The sequence below is a fragment of the Thioclava sp. F36-7 genome, assembly GCF_002020075.1.
Classification (GTDB): Bacteria; Pseudomonadota; Alphaproteobacteria; order Rhodobacterales; family Rhodobacteraceae; genus Thioclava; species Thioclava sediminum.
On record NZ_MPZR01000002.1, the window covers coordinates 420,985 to 437,543 of the forward strand.

Consider the following 16,559-nt stretch of genomic DNA (forward strand, 5'->3'; position numbering starts at 1 on the left):
GGAAAGGTTAATTGCGCGGGGGTAGCCTGACAAGCGGGCAGGGCGGTCCGTGTCGGGGGCGCGGAAGGGAAGGGGCGGCAAATGCAGGGCAGCCATCCCCTTTTCACCCCAGCGTTTTCTGCTAAATGAGAGGGCGATAACAGCCCCGAGGACGCTTATGGCCGATCGTTTCCGCCTCACCATGGCCCAGCTCAACCCCACCGTGGGCGCGCTGGAGGCCAATGCCGAGAAGGCCTTCGCCGCTTGGGAAGAGGGCAAGCGCGCGGGCGCCGACATGGTCGTGCTGCCCGAGATGTTCCTGACCGGCTACCAGACGCAGGACCTGATCGCGAAGCCCGCTTTCGTGCGCGACGCGGTCGCCGCGATGGAGGCGCTGGGTGCGCGCATCACCGATGGTCCGGCGCTGGGCATCGGCGGGCCCTACTGGACCGAGCAGGGGCAGTATAACGCCTATTGGGTCTGGAAAGACGGTGCGCTGGTCGCGCGGATGCTCAAGCACGATCTGCCGCATCACGGGATTTTCGACGAGTATCGCATCTATGATACCGGTCAGATCTCGGGGCCCTACGCGATCGCCGGCGTGCGGGTCGGGACGCCTATCTGCGAGGATGCGTGGCACCCCGACGTGGCCGAGACGCTGGCCGAGACCGGAGCCGAGATCCTGATCGTGCCGAACGGTTCGCCCTATCACCGGGGCAAGCTTGACGTGCGGATGACCCATATGGTTGCGCGCGTGGTCGAGGCCGGGCTGCCGCTCGCCTATCTCAACTCTGTCGGTGGGCAGGACGATCAGGTCTTCGACGGGGCGAGCTTCGTGCTGAACCGGCATGGCCAGCTGGCCGCGCAATTCGCACCTTTCGACGAGATCATCGACCATGTCGATTTCGAGCGTGATGACGAGGGCTGGGTCTGCATCGCGGGCCGCGACGATCCGCAGCCTTCCGAATGGGAGCAGGATTACCGCGCCATGGTCGAAAGCCTTGGCGATTACCTGCGCAAGTCGGGCTTCTCCAAGGTCGTGCTCGGCCTGTCGGGCGGGATCGATTCCGCGCTGGTGGCGACGATCGCGGCGGATGCGCTGGGGCCGGAGGCCGTGCATTGCGTGATGCTGCCCTCGGAATACACCTCGCAGGGCTCGCTTGATCACGCCGCCGATCTGGCAAAGCGGCAGGGGATGCGGCTCGATACCGTGCGGATCGACGGTGCGCGCGATGCGGTCTCGGATGCGCTTGCGCATCTGATGGAGGGCACGAAGCCCGACGTGACCGAGGAAAACATCCAATCGCGCCTGCGCGGTGTGATGCTGATGGCGCTGTCGAACAAGTTCGGCGAGATGCTTCTGACCACCGGCAACAAATCCGAGATGGCCGTGGGCTATGCCACGATCTATGGCGACATGGCCGGCGGCTACAATCCGATCAAGGATCTCTACAAGACCCGCGTTTTCGAGACCTGCCGCTGGCGCAATACGAATTACCGCGACTGGATGAAGGGTCCGGAAGGCGAGGTGATCCCGCGTGAGATCATCGACAAGCCGCCCTCCGCAGAGCTACGGCCCGACCAGAAGGACGAGGACAGCCTGCCACCCTATCCGGTGCTCGATGGCATCCTCGAAGGTCTGGTGGAGCGCGACGCCTCGGTCGCCGATCTCGTGGCCGAAGGCTACGAGCGCGAGACGATCAAGAAGGTCGAGCATCTGCTCTATATCTCGGAATGGAAGCGCCACCAGTCCGCGCCGGGCACGCGCCTGTCGAGCAAGGCGTTCTGGCTAGATCGCCGTTATCCGATCGTCAATCGCTGGCGCGACCACGGCTGAGCGCGGCGTTCGCGCTGCCGCTCAGTCTGCGTCGCTCCACGTCAGACGTGCGACGCGGGGGCGGGTGACGATGAAATTGTCGAACGAGATCGCGTCGTGGAAGCCGACGAAATGCTTGGTCGGATCCTCGCCGATTGACGTCAGATAGGCCTTGTAGGCTTCCGACAACTTGAAGGGGAGGTCATAAGCGTAGGAGGTCTCCACGATGAGCGCCTGATCGCCCGCCGCGAGGACCGGAATGCGATCCGCCTCGAGATCGAGCGCCTCTTGCGTGTAGCTTTGCGCCAGACCGGTCGCGTAGGAATCGTCCAGCTTCACCTTTTTTGCGTCGCTGCCTTCGGTGGGATCGTTGCAGGCGTGTCCCAGATCAAGTGGATCGTCCCAGCAACTCACCAAGGTCACACGCATCCAACTACGCGACGGGTCGCTATTGCCGGTCGCAAAATCGTAGACCTGCTTGATGCCTGCGACGAATTTCGGACCGATTGGATCCCGTTCGCGCGAGATCAGGTCCGAGACCGTTACATTGGCCCGTGTCGCGGCACCGCGAATTTTGAACACGTCATACATTTCGATCGACAGGATCAGCCAGCCCGACAGCATGATGAAGGCCATCAGCCCTTCGATCGGGATGGATCCGGTCTCGTCGTCGCGGAGGCGGCGGAGTAAATTGCGCATCTTTGCCATGACCATCGCTCAGGTCCCTCCTGCAGCAGAGGCGACTGCCGGTTCGATCACGATCGCGGTCGTTGCCACCAAGGCATAATCGCCATCCGCGCCGACCGGCGATGCTTCGAGGAAAGCTTGCGCAATGAAATCTTCCAGCAGCATCGGCTTTTCGCGCAGGCAGACCCGCACGAGGATCAGTTGATCCGGGGCGGCGGATTCCAGCGTGCCGGCGGGTGGTGGCTTGGTTACGTCCGAGAAATCCTCGCAGCGCACCGGGTGATTGGCGATCGATGAGGTCCAGTTCGTCTTGTCGACCTGAAACATCTCGACCGAAACCCGGTTCATGCAGCTGCTCCCGAAGAAGCCCGCCTGTTTGCAGATTTCGTGGCGCAGCGTTTTCTCGTCGATGCTGGAGTAGTTCCCGATGCGGATGATCCGGCTCGTGGCTTCGGTCGCGCGGGTCAGCAGGGTCTGCTTGATGAAGATCACGCCCAGCTCGATCCCGGCGAACATGAAGAAGATCAGGAACACGATCCAGAGCAGGGCGGGGATCGTCACCGCCCCGTCCTCCGCCCTCAGGAAGGCTCGTTTATGTGTCAGCCTCAGTGCCATGCTCTGCGCTCTCCGGTCAGTTCGTCAGGCGCAGGGTCGAGATCTGCGTCGCGATCGAGGAAAATGCATCCGCGAGATTGGCGGAGTCGACGTCGTACTGATAGCTCGGACCCGAACTGCAGTCGGCGAGCGCCGTCTTGCCGCTCTGCGGTGCATCCACGGCTACGGTGAAGACGATGATGTCCTTGCTTTTCCCGGCCTGGCACACGTCGTGCAGGTTCTTGTCCTTCTCCGAGAACATCGAGGAGATCGCCATCTCGTCGTAGATCGAAGCCACGGATTCTTGCGGGTCTAGGCGCTGGCGCGGCGGCAGAAGGAAGGTCTGGATCACATATTGCAGCGTCCATCCCTTGCTCCAGACGGTGCGCCAGTCGATCGCATGCAGGTCGCGATGCTCGAACTGTTCTTCCTGGTACCAACCGTAATCGCAGTATTCGCGGCCCCAACGGTCGGTCGTGCAATATCTTCCATAGACCCACTTCGTGGTGGTCGCGCCGATGTCCTCCGGCGCGTACCAGTTGCGATCCGCGAAGGAATAATAGGGGGGCTCGCCCAGATTCGCGCGGTCCTGCGAGAACCAGTACATGTGCGACATCGTCGTGCTGTCGTCATTGAAGGCCGTCGAACTGTCGACAGAGAACAGGCCGGAATCGCCCGTCCGATACTGCATCCGCATCGAGAAGGTGCGTGTGTTCTGACCGTCGGTCATCAGGATCATCACCTTCATCGAGCGTTCGTCGATGCTCTGACCGGTCGCGGGATAGGGCAGGGGGCGGTCGTCCACATCAGCGGAGATCGTCCCGTTTTGGACCAGAGCAGCCGAGACCGGTTTGGCCGAAGGGTCGAGCAGCGCGAAGCCCCAGCGAGCGCCGATGTCGATCGCTGTGTCACCTCCTGCACGCAGCGACGCAATCTTGTTCACGACGTCGTTCTGGTTGTCCTCGAAGGCCATGACGTCGGAATAGCTGTGATCGTAGCAGTTCTCGCCGGAGTTGCTGAGGTATTTCCGGACATACATGTTCTGGCCGATGAAATCGTAGCTCCAGCCATACATGGTGCGCTGCAGGCCGGTGGTCGGCAGGCTCACGCTGTTGAACCCCTGAAGCTGCACGTCTGCGCAGGTGTTGTAGCTGTGATCGGACGACAGGTTGTAGACCGAGGCCAGAGCCGGGCCGAGCGAGACCTGCTGATTGTACGGCACGATCGAGATCGAAAGGCGTCCGGAAGGCGCGCCCGGGGGTTGGACATTGTCGAACATCTTGTTGGTGAAATTCGTCGCGGCATCGCGCAGCGAGGCGATCTTCGTCTCGCCATAGTAGGAGCCGGAATCCGTCTGGCCCATGGAGCCGGAGACATCGAGCACCATTGAGATTTCGACATTGCCGATGGATTCCTCGGCTTGGGCCTGGGTGTTCGAGCGGAAGGATTTGACGCCGAAGCCGATCAGGTCACCGAAGATCGTCGGCATGTCGTCCTGCGCGGTCATTGCCACGCGGCGGTATTCCTTCTGCTGGCCCTCTTCGACCACGGGTTCAATATTGAGATAGTCGAGGCCGCTGGTGGAGAGGTAGTCTTTCGCCACGGTCGCGGGATCGAGCGTCTGATCCAGATTGGCCGCGGCGAGCGCGGCTCGGTCGAGCGAACTTTGGATAAGCGTACGGCGTTCGTCTTGGCGGACGAAATCAATCGCAATGCCGCCAATGACCATCAGCACGATCAAAACCTGCAGGCTGAAGATGAAAACCGCTCCATCCTCATCCTGCGCGAACCGCCCCATTCGGGCGCGCGCGGCTTCGATACGGCGTGCCAAGCCGTTTTGTTCGGTTTTGTCCCTCATCCCCGACCTCCTTCTCCATTTCAGATGGCATCGCCGCCAGCGGAGAAAACTCACAAAAATCACCGTGTGAAACTGCATAATTCCTGCGGCGAAATTAAGGCAAAAGAGTGTCTAACTTCATGGAATTGTTGTGCTTTAAATATGGAATGCCGCAGCGGGTGTGAAATAGTTTCCCAATCGGCCACCAATCTGAGGGGCTTCTGACGCTGGGCGTCGTCTTAGAGACTGAGTCGTTTAAACTAGGTTAACTCGCCTCAAGGGGCGGATTTCTCACCTTCGGCTGACGCGAAGTTTTCACCACCCGAGGGGCCGAAAGCTGTGGGTAGCTCAGCGGGTCCTCTCGACTCTGCCGCACATGGAGACAATATAGAGAGCATGAGCCTGCCACCCGGATTTCTCGACGAATTGCGCAGCCGTTCCTCGATCGCTCAGGTCGTGGGGCGCAAGGTCATTTGGGACATGCGCAAGTCGAACCAGGCCAAGGGCGACATGTGGGCGCCGTGCCCCTTCCATCAGGAAAAATCGGCCTCGTTCCATGTCGATGACCGCAAGGGCTATTACTACTGCTTCGGCTGTCATGCGAAGGGCGACGCGCTGAGCTTCGTGCGCGAGACCGAGAATGTCAGTTTCATGGAGGCGGTGGAAATCCTCGCCCGCGAGGCCGGGATGCAGATGCCCGCGCGCGATCCGATGGCGCAGGAGAAGGCCGATCTGCGCACCGAACTGGCCAATGTGATGGAAGAGGCGGTGAAGTATTTCCGCCTCCATCTGAACACGCAGGCCGGGAGCGCCGCGCGCGACTATCTGGCCGGGCGCAGCCTGAACAAACCCGCCGTGGACCGCTTCGAGATCGGCTTCGCCCCGCCCGGCTGGCAGGGGCTGCGCGATGCGCTCAAGGCGAAGGGGATTTCCGACGAGCTGATCAAGGGCGCGGGGCTTGCGAAGGACAGCCAGAAGGGGCGCGAACCTTTCGACGTCTTCCGCAACCGTATCATCTTCCCGATCCGCGATCCGCGCGGGCGCTGCATCGCCTTCGGCGGGCGGGCGATGGATCCGAACGATCCGGCGAAATATCTCAACTCGCCCGAGACCGCGCTATTCGACAAGGGGCGCTCGCTCTATAACCATGGCCCCGCGCGCGAAGCCTGCGGCAAGGGCGCGCCGCTTGTGGTTTGCGAAGGCTATATGGATGTGATCGCCATGGTCGAAGGGGGCTTCGGCGGGGCGGTCGCACCGCTGGGCACCGCGATTACCGAGGATCAGCTGCGCCTGATGTGGCGCATCCATGACGAGCCGATCATCGCGCTCGATGGCGACACGGCGGGTCTGCGCGCGGCGCTGCGGGTGATCGATCTGGCGCTGCCGCTGCTGGAGGCGGGGAAGGGCGTGCGTTTCGCGATCATGCCGCCGGGGCTCGACCCGGATGACGTGATCCGCAAGCAGGGCCGCGAGGCGATGGAGACGATCCTCGCCGAGGCAAAGCCGATGGTCTCGCTGCTCTGGCAACGTGAGACTGAGGGGAAAGTCTTCGACAGTCCCGAGCGCCGGGCGGCCCTGGACAAGAGCCTGCGCGCCGCGATTGCGCGCATTCAGGATCCCTCGATTCGCGGCCATTACGGGGACAAGATCAAACGCCTGCGCTGGGAGCTGTTCGGCACCGGTCCGCAGGCTGGCCCACAGGGCGGCGCGCAAGGATCCCGCGGGGGCTTCACGCCGGGCGGTTTCGGCCCCGGCGGCAAGCGCGGCAAGGGCCGCTTCGGTGCGCCGCCGCCAGCCTTGCCCGAGACGCGCTCCTCGCTTCTGGCGACCGCGCCGAGCGACGTGGCCGAGCATCTGCGCGAGGCGATGATCCTCGGCATCTGCGTCACCCACCCGGCGCTGATCGCCGAATTCGAGGCGGAACTGGAGGCCGTGCCGCTGCGCGACGCGACGCATGATCAGCTGCGCCACCGGATGCTCGCCCATGTTGCCGCGCCCGCCCCGGAAATCGCGAAAAACCTTTACGCGGAAATGGCGGCCGACCTTGAAAAACTGTTGAACCTGCCCCATTTGCGCTCTGCCCCTCCGGTTCGCAACGCTGAGAACCTCGATTTGGCGCGGATGTGCCTGACCGAGGAACTGGCCAAGCTGGACGCCGCTCGCGCCGTGCGCGAAGAGGTCGCCGATGCGATGGAGGATCTGGCGGGGCTTGCCGACGAAGGCGTGACATGGCGTCTGGCGCAAGCAGCATCGCTTCGCCATCGTGCAGAGAGATCGAAACTGGAGGACTCCTCCGATATGGGCGAAGATCAAGCGGCGCTGTCCGCAACGCTTCAGGCCATGATCGACGGGGAAATCTGGCGTAAGAAACATTGAGCCGGATGGCTGCGGGCCAACGGATTACGGAAAAGCGAATTGTTGCGGACACATTCAGAATCAACTTTCTGTCCACAGCCCTCGCGCCCCTGTGATTCGCCGCCGCGATTCGATACACAGACGAGATATGATTCGCTTTCGTCATAGCTTGAGCCCAACCAAGCCCTGACCGAGGAGCCCACATGGCCGCCAAAGACATCGACGACAATAAATCCGACACCCCGAGCGACGACGCGACGTCCTTCGATATGAGTCAGGCCGCCGTGAAGCGGATGATCGCCGAGGCGAAGGAACGCGGGTTCATCACCTATGACCAGCTCAACAAGGTGATGCCGCAAGATCAGGTCTCGGGGGACCAGATCGAAGATGTCATGTCGATGCTCTCGGAAATGGGCATCAACGTCATCGAAGCCGAAGAGGCCGATGAGGAAGAAAGCAGCAGCCAGGGCGGCGAAGTCGCGACGACGGCTTCGGGGTCGCGCGAAGTCGCGGTCTCGACCACCAGCTCGGAAACGCTCGATCGTACCGATGACCCGGTGCGGATGTATCTGCGCGAGATGGGCTCGGTTGAGCTGCTGTCGCGCGAGGGCGAAATCGCGATCGCCAAGCGCATCGAGGCTGGCCGCAACACGATGATCGCGGGCCTCTGCGAGAGCCCGCTGACCTTCCAGGCCATCACGATCTGGCGCGACGAACTTCTCAACGAAGAGATTCTGCTGCGCGACGTGATCGACCTCGAGACCACCTTCGGCAACTCGCTCGAAGGGGTCGAAGGCGAAGAGGAAGAGATCGCACCGCCCACCGTCGGAGCCGAGGCGACGACAGAGGGCAGCAAGAAGTCCGAGGATAGCGGCAATTCGGAGCCTGAGCTCGACGCGGACGGCAACCCGATCCAATCCGACGATGACGACGAGGACGAAGGCGCGAACCTTTCGCTCGCCGCGATGGAAGCCGCGCTGAAGCCGCGTGTTCTCGAGACGCTCGAACTGATCGCGCGCGACTATGCTCAGCTTGCCGAAATGCAGGACCTGCGGATGTCGGCGACGCTGAACGAGGATGGCTCCTTCTCTGTCACCGAGGAAGCCGCCTATCAGAAGCTGCGCTCCGAGATCGTCGAGCTGGTGAACTCGCTTCACCTGCACAACAACCGGATCGAAGCGCTGATCGACCAGCTCTACGGCATCAACCGCAAGATCATGTCGATCGACAGCGGCATGGTGAAGCTCGCCGATCAGGCGCGCATCAACCGTCGTGAGTTCATCGAAGAGTATCGCGGCTACGAACTGGACCCCAGCTGGTCCGAGCGGATGCAGGCGAAGTCGGGCCGCGCTTGGCAGTCCCTGTTCGAGCGTTCCGCCGACAAGGTGGAAGAGCTGCGCGGGGAGATGGCTCAGGTCGGACAGTATGTCGGCGTCGACATTTCCGAATTCCGCCGCATCGTCCAGCAGGTCCAGAAGGGCGAAAAAGAAGCCCGTCAGGCCAAGAAAGAGATGGTCGAGGCGAACCTGCGTCTCGTGATCTCGATCGCGAAGAAATACACCAACCGCGGCCTGCAATTCCTCGATCTCATTCAGGAAGGCAATATAGGTCTCATGAAGGCCGTGGATAAGTTCGAGTATCGTCGCGGCTACAAGTTCTCGACCTATGCGACGTGGTGGATCCGTCAGGCAATCACCCGCTCGATCGCGGATCAGGCGCGCACCATCCGTATCCCGGTCCACATGATCGAGACGATCAACAAGCTGGTCCGCACCGGTCGCCAGATGCTCCACGAGATCGGCCGCGAGCCGACGCCGGAAGAACTGGCCGACAAGCTGCAGATGCCGCTCGAGAAGGTCCGCAAGGTGATGAAGATCGCCAAGGAGCCGATCTCGCTCGAGACGCCGATCGGCGACGAAGAAGACAGCCAGCTTGGCGATTTCATCGAGGACAAGAACGCCGTTCTGCCGCTCGACTCCGCCATTCAGGAGAACCTGAAGGAGACGACGACACGGGTTCTGGCCTCGCTCACCCCGCGCGAGGAGCGGGTTCTGCGGATGCGCTTCGGCATCGGCATGAACACCGACCACACGCTCGAAGAGGTGGGTCAGCAGTTCTCGGTCACCCGCGAACGTATCCGTCAGATCGAGGCGAAGGCGCTGCGCAAGCTCAAACACCCGAGCCGGTCGCGCAAGATGCGTTCGTTCCTCGACCAGTAATAGCATTCGATCAGGACGCCCCCGGTTTCGGGGGCGTTTTCATGTCATCCGGGGGAGGGAGCATGAAAGTCTTCACTACGTTCGTGGCTGTAGCCCTTCTGGTCGCTGGGTCCGCCAGCGCCGCCGAGCGCGCGCAATTCTACATTCCCGACAAGCCCGCCAAGCTGGTCTATCTCTTCACTTGCGAAGGGGAGAGCCAGGAGGCGATCGCCGAGAATTGGGAGAAGGCCAAGGCCGTCTTCGCCAGCGATCATCAGGCCGAGGCCGCGCGTCTGGAGGCGAAAACCACGGCGCAGCGCGAGTCCGGCCACGCCCCGAGCCAAGAGGCGATCGACGCCCATAACGTCGAATTCAACGCGCATAAAGCCGCGGTCGAAGCCGATCTTGCTCCGCTGGGCTGCAAGATGAACGGTCTCGTTCACGTGCCGTGACGGAGGGCGGTCCGCTTGCATTGCTGCGTCAAGGCGGCGGCCCCTAAACCGCATATTTCGCACATTTCTTGAGCATTTCGGGGGGTGGAACGGCTTTTTCGTCCCTCAAGTTGCTGGAAAGTTTGAAATTCCCCTGATCGTGTTATCGTCACCTTGCGGACAATTGGGGTGTTCGTTGGGGGGAGTTAAATGCGGCTGCGCAATTACGCGCCAGCCCTGCTGAAACCGTTCAATGACGAGTTAACGCGAAAGTTTCTGTTCGCTTTGCTTTTCGTGGATGCAGTGCTGCTGGCTATTTTCATCACTTACAACGTCTTGGGGCTCAATCATGGCGACGGGCTGATCGCCGAACAGTTCTGGCGGTTCGATATCGGTCTAGACCTCAGCTTTTCCGAGAATTTCGGGTTCTTCAAATGGACCGCGATCATGGTGTTTATGCTCGCGTCGTTCCTGAAAAAGCCGAACGCCACGAGCGTGTTCATATTCGCCGTCTTCGCCATTCTGCTTGCCGATGACAGCAAGCAGTTGCATGAGCATGCGGGCCGTTTTTTGAGAGAAGGGGCATTTGCGCAAATCGTCTCCGATCCCCATGCCGCGCAGGCGATCGGAGAGCTCGTCTATCTTGCGGGGCAGGGTCTCATCGTGGTCGCACTTCTCTGGCTCGCTTATCGCCTCGGGGCGCCGGAGCAGCGCCTCTATGTGCTTCGCTTTTCCGCTTCGATCTTCGGTCTCATCATCTGTGGAGTGGGGTTCGACGCCATCCATAGCGTGTTCGAGGGCGCTCCGCTCTCATGGCTTCTCGGCTTGATCGAAGATGGCGGTGAGATCATCTTCGCCTCCATCGCCTGCGGCTACGGTTTCAGTTACCTGCTCGCGCAGTTCCAGAGTGCCGAGGTTTCCCACGCGTAGTGGCGGCCTAATTCGTGTGGCGCGCGTGGGCGAAAGGCATTGCCTGTCGCATTGCGGCGGTCCAAATTGAGGCGACCCAATAACCGGAGATACCATGTTCAAGTTTGCGCCTGCCTTGCTCGCCCCTCTCGTTCTCGCTGCCTGTCAGGTCGGCACGATGCAATCGGGCACGCCGCGCATGGATCAAGCAGGCACCTGTTTCCTCTATGTGCAGGAAGAGGCAGGCGGCACCTATTCGGTGGTCTCGGGCGTGGGCGACGGCACGCCGCAACCCAAGGCCATGGTCAAGCGCGGGCTAAGCGGCGCGCAGGCCGATGCGGTGTGGGCGAAAGAGCGCAAGATCATGGACATCAACCCCGAATGCCTCGCGATCGTCGCGACGGATCGCTCCGAGGCGCGTCCCGCGCCGAAAAGCTGATGCATCGCCGGTTCGAGATCGCAACATCGGGCCCGGGTCTTTACGAATTCACGCGTGACGTGGCGGCTTGGGTCGCGGGCGCTGATGCGGAGGAGGCGTTGCTCACGCTGTTCATCCGTCACACCTCGGCCAGTCTCGCGATCCAGGAAAATGCCGACCCGGAAGTGCGCACCGATCTGAAGGAATTCTTCCATCGGCTCGTGCCGCCCACGACCGATCCCAGCATGTCCTACCTGACCCATACCTATGAGGGGCCGGACGACATGCCGGCCCATATCAAATCGGCGCTTTTGCCGGTCAGCTTGCAGATTCCTGTCATTTCGGGGCGTATGGCGCTCGGAACGTGGCAGGGAATTTACCTTTTCGAACATCGCGGCCGCGCGCATCGCCGCGAGGTCATGGCGCTCCTGCGCTGAGTCTCATTCGCCACAGGCAACCGCCACATCTGGGGTCGAAAGATTTTTCCTACCCAAACCATCGACGCTAGGCTAAGGTCTTGTGGATAAGAGGGGCATGCAGACCCTATCGTGAGGCGGGACAACGAACGGGGGAAAGCGAATGCGCTGCCCATTTTGCGGAAATGTCGATACTCAGGTGAAAGATAGCCGTCCGGCGGAAGATCACGTCGCGATCCGGCGACGTCGGTTCTGCCCGGCCTGCGGCGGTCGTTTCACCACTTACGAACGCGTCCAGCTGCGCGACCTCGTGGTGATCAAGACCTCCGGCAAGCGTGAGGATTTCGATCGCGACAAGCTCGAACGCTCGATCCGGATCGCGATGCAGAAGCGCCCGGTCGAACCCGAGCGGATCGACCAGATGATCTCCGGCATCGTGCGGCGTCTGGAAAGCATGGGCGAGACCGACATCTCCTCGAAGGTGATCGGCGAGATCGTGATGGAGACGCTCGCGCGGATCGACACGGTCGGCTATGTCCGGTTCGCCAGCGTTTACAAGAACTTCCAGGAAGCGGACGACTTCGACAAGTTCGTCTCCGAATTGCGTCCGCCGGGAGCGGGCGACCCCGAGTGACCGAAGAAGACCGGCGGTTCATGTCGATGGCCCTGACGCTCGCGCGCCGGGGCCTTGGCAATGTCTGGCCGAACCCGGCCGTGGGCTGCGTGATCGTAAAAGAGGGCCGCGTCGTCGGGCGCGGCTGGACCCAGCCGGGCGGGCGGCCCCATGCGGAAGTGCGTGCGCTCGCGCAGGCGGGGGAGGCGGCGCATGGCGCCACGGCCTATGTCACGCTGGAGCCTTGCGCCCATTACGGCAAGACGCCGCCCTGCGCGATGGCGCTGCGCGAGGCCGGGGTGGCGCGTGTCGTCTCGGCGATGGAAGACCCCGATCCGCGCGTTTCGGGCGGCGGTCATGCGATGCTGCGCGACGCGGGGATCGACGTGGAAACCGGGCTCATGGAGGCGGAGGCGCGCGATCTGCAGGCGGGGTTTCTCAGCCGTGTGACCCGCGCGCGGCCGTGGCTCGCGCTGAAGCTTGCGAGCAGTTTCGACGGGCGTATCGCGACCTCGACCGGCGAGAGCCAGTGGATCACCGGGCCGCAATCGCGCGCGCTGGTCCATGCGATGCGCGCTGAATTCGACGCGGTGATGGTGGGCGGCGGGACCGCGCGGGCCGACGATCCGCTGCTGACCGTGCGCAGCTTCAAGCCGCTGCGCCAACCTCTGCGGATCGTGGCATCGGCGATGCTGGATTTGCCGCGCAAGCGGCTTGCCGGGTCGCTGGACGTCGCGCCGCTCTGGCTGATCCATGGGGCTGATGCTCCCGATGAAGCGAAAGTTTACTGGCGCGAGGTGGGCGCGGAGCTGATCGAGGTGGCCGAGACAGTTGGCGGCGGTCTCGATCCGCTGGCGCTGATGGAGGCTCTGGCCGGGTTCGGCCTGACCCGCGTGTTCTGCGAGGGCGGCGGTAAGTTCGCGGCCTCTCTGATCAATGCCGGGCTGGTGGACGAGCTGATCGGCTTCACGGCGGGCATGGTGCTGGGCGCGGATGGTCGCGCCGGGGTCGGCGATGTGGGGCTGAGTGCGCTGGCCTCTGCGCCGCGCTACACGCTGGTCGAAAGCCGCCCCATCGGCGACGACCTGCTTCACCGCTGGCGGCGCCAGAGCCACGCGTAGGACGCGAACACGCCTTGCAGCTTTGCACCGATCCGGTTGAGCGGCCCACGCGGTAGGGCGCGGCCCTCGCTCAGACGATCCAGCGCGACCTCGACCGGGCAGGGCAGCCCGCTGACCGGGTCGAGATAGCGGGGATAGGCGATCAGCGTGGCATGGGTGAGCTGCAGCAGATCGGGGCGCGCCGTTCTGCGCGCCGGAACAGACCCGAGATCGCGCGTGAGCCCCCAGCCTGCATAGAAGGGTGTGCCGAGGGTGGTGACGGCTTTGCCGCGCAAGAGCGCCTCGAAGCCGAGGCCGGAAGTCATCGTCCAGACCTCGTCGACCGCATCGATCAGCGCAGCGGTGTCGGCTTCGGGCAGGATCAGATCGGCATATGTCTCCGCTACGTCATCGGGTACGACGCCGGAACGCAGACCAGCGACGACATCGGGGTGAGGTTTGAAAAGGATAACTGCGTCGGGGTTTTCGACCCGGGTTCTCTCCAAAAGCATCGCATTTGTGCAAGTTTCCCCCGCGCCGAGCCGGATTGAGGCATCGTCTTCGACCTGACCGGGCACGAGGATCTTATGGCCTTGGGGTAGTTTGGGAAGCGCGCCGCCGAGATTGTATTTCGTCAGACCTTCGGTCGTGATCCGTTGGATGAGCTTGCGCGCCCGCACCTCGCCGCCCGGCGGCAGAGGCCGCGCGATCAACGCCTCCAGATCACTGGGATGGGTCGGGTCGTAGAAGATGCCAGTGCGATCCGCGATCAACGAGAGCGGCGGGACGAGTTCGGCGCCGAGGCCGCGTGAGCGCAGAAACCCGTCTTCGACGCGGATAGGGTCGCGGTCGTCGTCTGGGGCCGCGCGCGTGGCCCAGTAGAGAAAGGGCCGAGCAGGGTCGGGTGTCTCGCTGAACCGCAGCGACCCGTGATGTCCGAAGAACTTGCGCAGATGCGGGCGTTTCCACAGCGACATGCCGCCCGCGACGTAGCCCTGCCGATCCTCGCGATAGGCGCGGGTTTCGGCCTCGAGCTGATCCACCGCCTCCTCGAAGCTGCACAGGCGCTTGCGGCAAGGATCGTACCAGATCGGCGCGAGGATATGCGACACCGCGAAAATCTGCGCGCGGGTCAGGCTGCGCGATCTGCGGGGTGCGGGGTTTTCGTCCTGCGTGAGCCCCCATCCCCCATAGAACGGTTGGCCGAAGACGCGCGGCTTGTGGCCTGCGAGGATCGCCTCGTAGCCCATGAGCGACGACACGGTATAAACCGCGATCGCGCCTTCGAGCAGGGTCCATGGTGAGACCGGCGCGTCGTAAATCTCGGAATTCGCATCGCAATCTTCCGGCCCGTAATGGCCGCCCCGCAGCCCGGCGCGGGTTTCGGGATGGGTCTTGATAAGGATGTGCGCGCCGGGGTTTTCGATCCGCGCATAGGCCAGCATTTCGCGGAACGTGGCGGCGCTCGCCCCGCCGTGGGTGATCGAGGCATCGTCCCGCGTCTGGTCGATCACCAGAACATAGCCGGGATCGGGGACGGGCAGGTCCGGGTCGAAATCGTTGTATTTCGAGAGCTCCGAGGTTTTCAGCCGGGCGATCCCGTCGCGGGCCCGCTGCAGGACGGCGCTATCGTCGAGCGGCTCGGTCGCGAGGAGATGTTCGAGCCGCGAGGGCTGGGCGCTGTCGAAATGCACGCCCATCGGGTCGAGGATCAGGCCCAAAGGTGGCGCGCCGGTCCGGCCCGGGCGGATCGAGCGCAGAAACGCATCCTCCACCCGGATCAGCGGCACGCCGCGCTTGGCGGCCACCGCCTCGCCACGTGCCGCATAGGGCGAGCGGCCCCAGACCATCACGCCATCGTCGGGGCAGGGCAGGCCGAGGCGCGGCGCATGGCCCGCTGCTCGCAAAATCTCGCGCAGGCGCTTCTGGCGCAGCACACCGCCATTGTAGAAAAAAAGCCGCCGGGGGATCGCCCCGGCGGCCTTGTGGTCACTGTCGCGGGGCATCAGTTCCCGGCGAGCGTATTGAGCGTGTTGACCGTACCCAGCGGCTGGGTCAGAGCCGAGAGCGTCTTCTGCCACTGCACGAAGGGCGCCTCGGTGACATAGACCGTGTCTCCGTCGCGGATCGCGAAATCGCGCGCCATGAACATGCCGTTGGGCTGGGTCAGGTCGAGCACGTAGATCATGCGCTGATCGCCGACGAGGTCGGTGCGACCAAGCACCTTCATCGCGATATCGGCCGGCTCGTTGCGCAGCACGAAGACGCCGGTCGGATCGGCGAGGTTCGACTGCAAGCCGCCCACCGTTGCGATGGCCTCCAGCGCCGAAAGCGTCTGGGTCTCGAAGGGCACGCGGGCCTGCTTGCCGGTTGCGCCGAGCGAGGTGAAGGCGCGCTGGTCCTTCTCGACGAGGATCACGTCGCCATTGCGCAGCGCGATGTCCATCTTGGGGTTCTCGTAGAGATCCTTGAGCCAGATCGAGCCCGACATGCCGCCGCGCGTCACGGTGATCTTGGCGACCTCGGGGGGGATCGCCACGCCGCCCGCCTTGGCGATCATCGCCGAAAGCGTCCGGGTCGGCCGCTCGATCGGGTAGACGCCCTGGCCGTTGATCGCACCCATGACCGACACCGTCGCGCCATCGCCTGCCACGCGGGTCACGAGAACCTGCGGGTCCGGCGTTTGCGCGTCGAGCTTGGTGGTGATGATGCGGCGCAGCCCGTCGGGCGTGTTGCCAGCGGCTTTGATGCGGCCCGCATAGGGAACGAAGATGAAGCCCGCGCCATCGACCTGCACCTCTTGCAGCTGGGTCGCGTTGGCGCCTTTGCTGGCGAGCAGCCCGTCATCGACGTTCTCCCAGATCGTCAGCGAAAGCGTGTCGCCCGGGCGGATCGTATCGGAGCCGATCTGGCCGGCATTGATGAAACTGGAGGTAAAGCCGAGCGCCGGTTGCACGGCGGTTGCGCGGGTGACGAAGTCGTTCACCTTGACGACGAAGGCATCGCCCTGGCGCATCACGGAGCCCGCGAAGAGTTCGCGCTTGTTGGGGCCGGAGCGCGGAAGACCACAAGATGCGGTCAAAAGCGTGGCGGAAAGGCCCGTCAAAACGGCCCTACGGGAAGGGGTCATGGTCACTGCTCGAGCTCCTCGTTCGGGATGCTGCTTATCGTTTTGCGACCAAGCTACCGAAGCCTCGGGAAAAAAA

The 16,559-nt window shown here is 63.1% G+C and carries 14 protein-coding genes; 9 read left to right on the forward strand and 5 right to left on the reverse strand.

The genetic code is table 11. The features are described 5' to 3' along the window. Positions 1–157: 157 nt before the first annotated feature. Positions 158–1,816 (forward strand): NAD+ synthase, encoded by a 1,659-nt coding sequence (locus tag BMI89_RS04865; protein ID WP_078570040.1) that lies wholly within the window; start codon positions 158–160, stop codon positions 1,814–1,816. Positions 1,817–1,837: 21 nt separating this feature from the next. Here BMI89_RS04865 and BMI89_RS04870 read toward each other — a convergent pair whose 3' ends face one another. From BMI89_RS04870 to BMI89_RS04880, 3 genes are read right to left on the reverse strand one after another with little or no spacing between them, the layout of a single operon-like run. Further along, positions 1,838–2,494 (reverse strand): hypothetical protein, encoded by a 657-nt coding sequence (locus BMI89_RS04870; RefSeq protein ID WP_143593819.1) that lies wholly within the window; start codon positions 2,492–2,494, stop codon positions 1,838–1,840. Between the two features lie 18 nt (positions 2,495–2,512). Next, entirely contained in the window at positions 2,513–3,097 is a 585-nt protein-coding gene (locus BMI89_RS04875; RefSeq protein WP_143593820.1) for a hypothetical protein, read from the reverse strand. 16 nt (positions 3,098–3,113) lie between these two features. After that, the gene (locus BMI89_RS04880) at positions 3,114–4,934 is read right to left on the reverse strand and encodes a TadE/TadG family type IV pilus assembly protein (protein ID WP_078570042.1); all 1,821 of its coding nucleotides are present in this window, start codon (positions 4,932–4,934) and stop codon (positions 3,114–3,116) included. 375 nt (positions 4,935–5,309) lie between these two features. On the opposite strand from BMI89_RS04880, the gene dnaG reads away from it, so the two are divergent. The 8 genes from dnaG to ribD all read left to right on the forward strand — a co-directional run bounded on the left by dnaG (position 5,310) and on the right by ribD (position 13,374). Further along, positions 5,310–7,289, forward strand: a complete 1,980-nt coding sequence (gene dnaG / locus BMI89_RS04885; protein WP_078570043.1) for a DNA primase — start codon at positions 5,310–5,312, stop codon at positions 7,287–7,289. A 182-nt stretch (positions 7,290–7,471) separates the two neighbouring features. Then, entirely contained in the window at positions 7,472–9,487 is a 2,016-nt protein-coding gene (gene rpoD / locus BMI89_RS04890; RefSeq protein ID WP_078548183.1) for an RNA polymerase sigma factor RpoD, read from the forward strand. 62 nt (positions 9,488–9,549) lie between these two features. Further along, positions 9,550–9,918 (forward strand): hypothetical protein, encoded by a 369-nt coding sequence (locus BMI89_RS04895; RefSeq protein ID WP_078570044.1) that lies wholly within the window; start codon positions 9,550–9,552, stop codon positions 9,916–9,918. 189 nt (positions 9,919–10,107) lie between these two features. After that, positions 10,108–10,827: a hypothetical protein gene (locus tag BMI89_RS04900; protein WP_078570045.1), complete on the forward strand. Its 720-nt coding sequence runs from the start codon at positions 10,108–10,110 to the stop codon at positions 10,825–10,827. A 94-nt stretch (positions 10,828–10,921) separates the two neighbouring features. Then, positions 10,922–11,245 carry a hypothetical protein gene (locus BMI89_RS04905; RefSeq protein ID WP_078570046.1) on the forward strand — a complete coding sequence of 108 codons (324 nt, stop codon included), beginning with the start codon at positions 10,922–10,924 and terminating at the stop codon, positions 11,243–11,245. Further along, complete coding sequence (locus BMI89_RS04910; protein ID WP_078570047.1) at positions 11,245–11,661, forward strand: secondary thiamine-phosphate synthase enzyme YjbQ; 417 nt, start codon at positions 11,245–11,247, stop codon at positions 11,659–11,661. The genes BMI89_RS04905 and BMI89_RS04910 overlap by 1 nt, the downstream gene beginning before the upstream one ends. Positions 11,662–11,803: 142 nt before the next feature. Next, positions 11,804–12,274: a transcriptional regulator NrdR gene (gene nrdR, locus BMI89_RS04915; protein ID WP_075774214.1), complete on the forward strand. Its 471-nt coding sequence runs from the start codon at positions 11,804–11,806 to the stop codon at positions 12,272–12,274. After that, a complete protein-coding gene (ribD, locus tag BMI89_RS04920; RefSeq protein ID WP_078570048.1) occupies positions 12,271–13,374 on the forward strand; it encodes a bifunctional diaminohydroxyphosphoribosylaminopyrimidine deaminase/5-amino-6-(5-phosphoribosylamino)uracil reductase RibD in 1,104 nt (367 codons plus the stop codon). The genes nrdR and ribD overlap by 4 nt, the downstream gene beginning before the upstream one ends. On the opposite strand, the gene BMI89_RS04925 is transcribed toward ribD, so the two are convergent. Both BMI89_RS04925 and BMI89_RS04930 read right to left on the reverse strand, forming a co-directional pair. Then, on the reverse strand, positions 13,344–15,359 hold the full coding sequence (locus BMI89_RS04925) for a capsular polysaccharide biosynthesis protein (RefSeq protein ID WP_078570049.1): 2,016 nt from the start codon (positions 15,357–15,359) through the stop codon (positions 13,344–13,346). The two genes, ribD and BMI89_RS04925, sit on opposite strands and share 31 nt — an antisense overlap. Continuing rightward, entirely contained in the window at positions 15,359–16,483 is a 1,125-nt protein-coding gene (locus BMI89_RS04930; protein ID WP_078570050.1) for a polysaccharide biosynthesis/export family protein, read from the reverse strand. Before BMI89_RS04930 ends, BMI89_RS04925 begins: the two co-directional genes overlap by 1 nt. Positions 16,484–16,559: the final 76 nt, after the last annotated feature.

Bases quoted from the DNA above. Each gene is read 5' to 3' on its own strand.
- BMI89_RS04865 (WP_078570040.1), top strand. From the start codon at position 158: ATGGCCGATCGTTTCCGCCTCACCATGGCCCAGCTCAACCCCACCGTG.
- BMI89_RS04870 (WP_143593819.1), bottom strand. From the start codon at position 2,494: ATGCGCAATTTACTCCGCCGCCTCCGCGACGACGAGACCGGATCCATC.
- BMI89_RS04875 (WP_143593820.1), bottom strand. From the start codon at position 3,097: ATGGCACTGAGGCTGACACATAAACGAGCCTTCCTGAGGGCGGAGGAC.
- BMI89_RS04880 (WP_078570042.1), bottom strand. From the start codon at position 4,934: ATGAGGGACAAAACCGAACAAAACGGCTTGGCACGCCGTATCGAAGCC.
- dnaG (WP_078570043.1), top strand. From the start codon at position 5,310: ATGAGCCTGCCACCCGGATTTCTCGACGAATTGCGCAGCCGTTCCTCG.
- rpoD (WP_078548183.1), top strand. From the start codon at position 7,472: ATGGCCGCCAAAGACATCGACGACAATAAATCCGACACCCCGAGCGAC.
- BMI89_RS04895 (WP_078570044.1), top strand. From the start codon at position 9,550: ATGAAAGTCTTCACTACGTTCGTGGCTGTAGCCCTTCTGGTCGCTGGG.
- BMI89_RS04900 (WP_078570045.1), top strand. From the start codon at position 10,108: ATGCGGCTGCGCAATTACGCGCCAGCCCTGCTGAAACCGTTCAATGAC.
- BMI89_RS04905 (WP_078570046.1), top strand. From the start codon at position 10,922: ATGTTCAAGTTTGCGCCTGCCTTGCTCGCCCCTCTCGTTCTCGCTGCC.
- BMI89_RS04910 (WP_078570047.1), top strand. From the start codon at position 11,245: ATGCATCGCCGGTTCGAGATCGCAACATCGGGCCCGGGTCTTTACGAA.
- nrdR (WP_075774214.1), top strand. From the start codon at position 11,804: ATGCGCTGCCCATTTTGCGGAAATGTCGATACTCAGGTGAAAGATAGC.
- BMI89_RS04925 (WP_078570049.1), bottom strand. From the start codon at position 15,359: ATGCCCCGCGACAGTGACCACAAGGCCGCCGGGGCGATCCCCCGGCGG.
- BMI89_RS04930 (WP_078570050.1), bottom strand. From the start codon at position 16,483: ATGACCCCTTCCCGTAGGGCCGTTTTGACGGGCCTTTCCGCCACGCTT.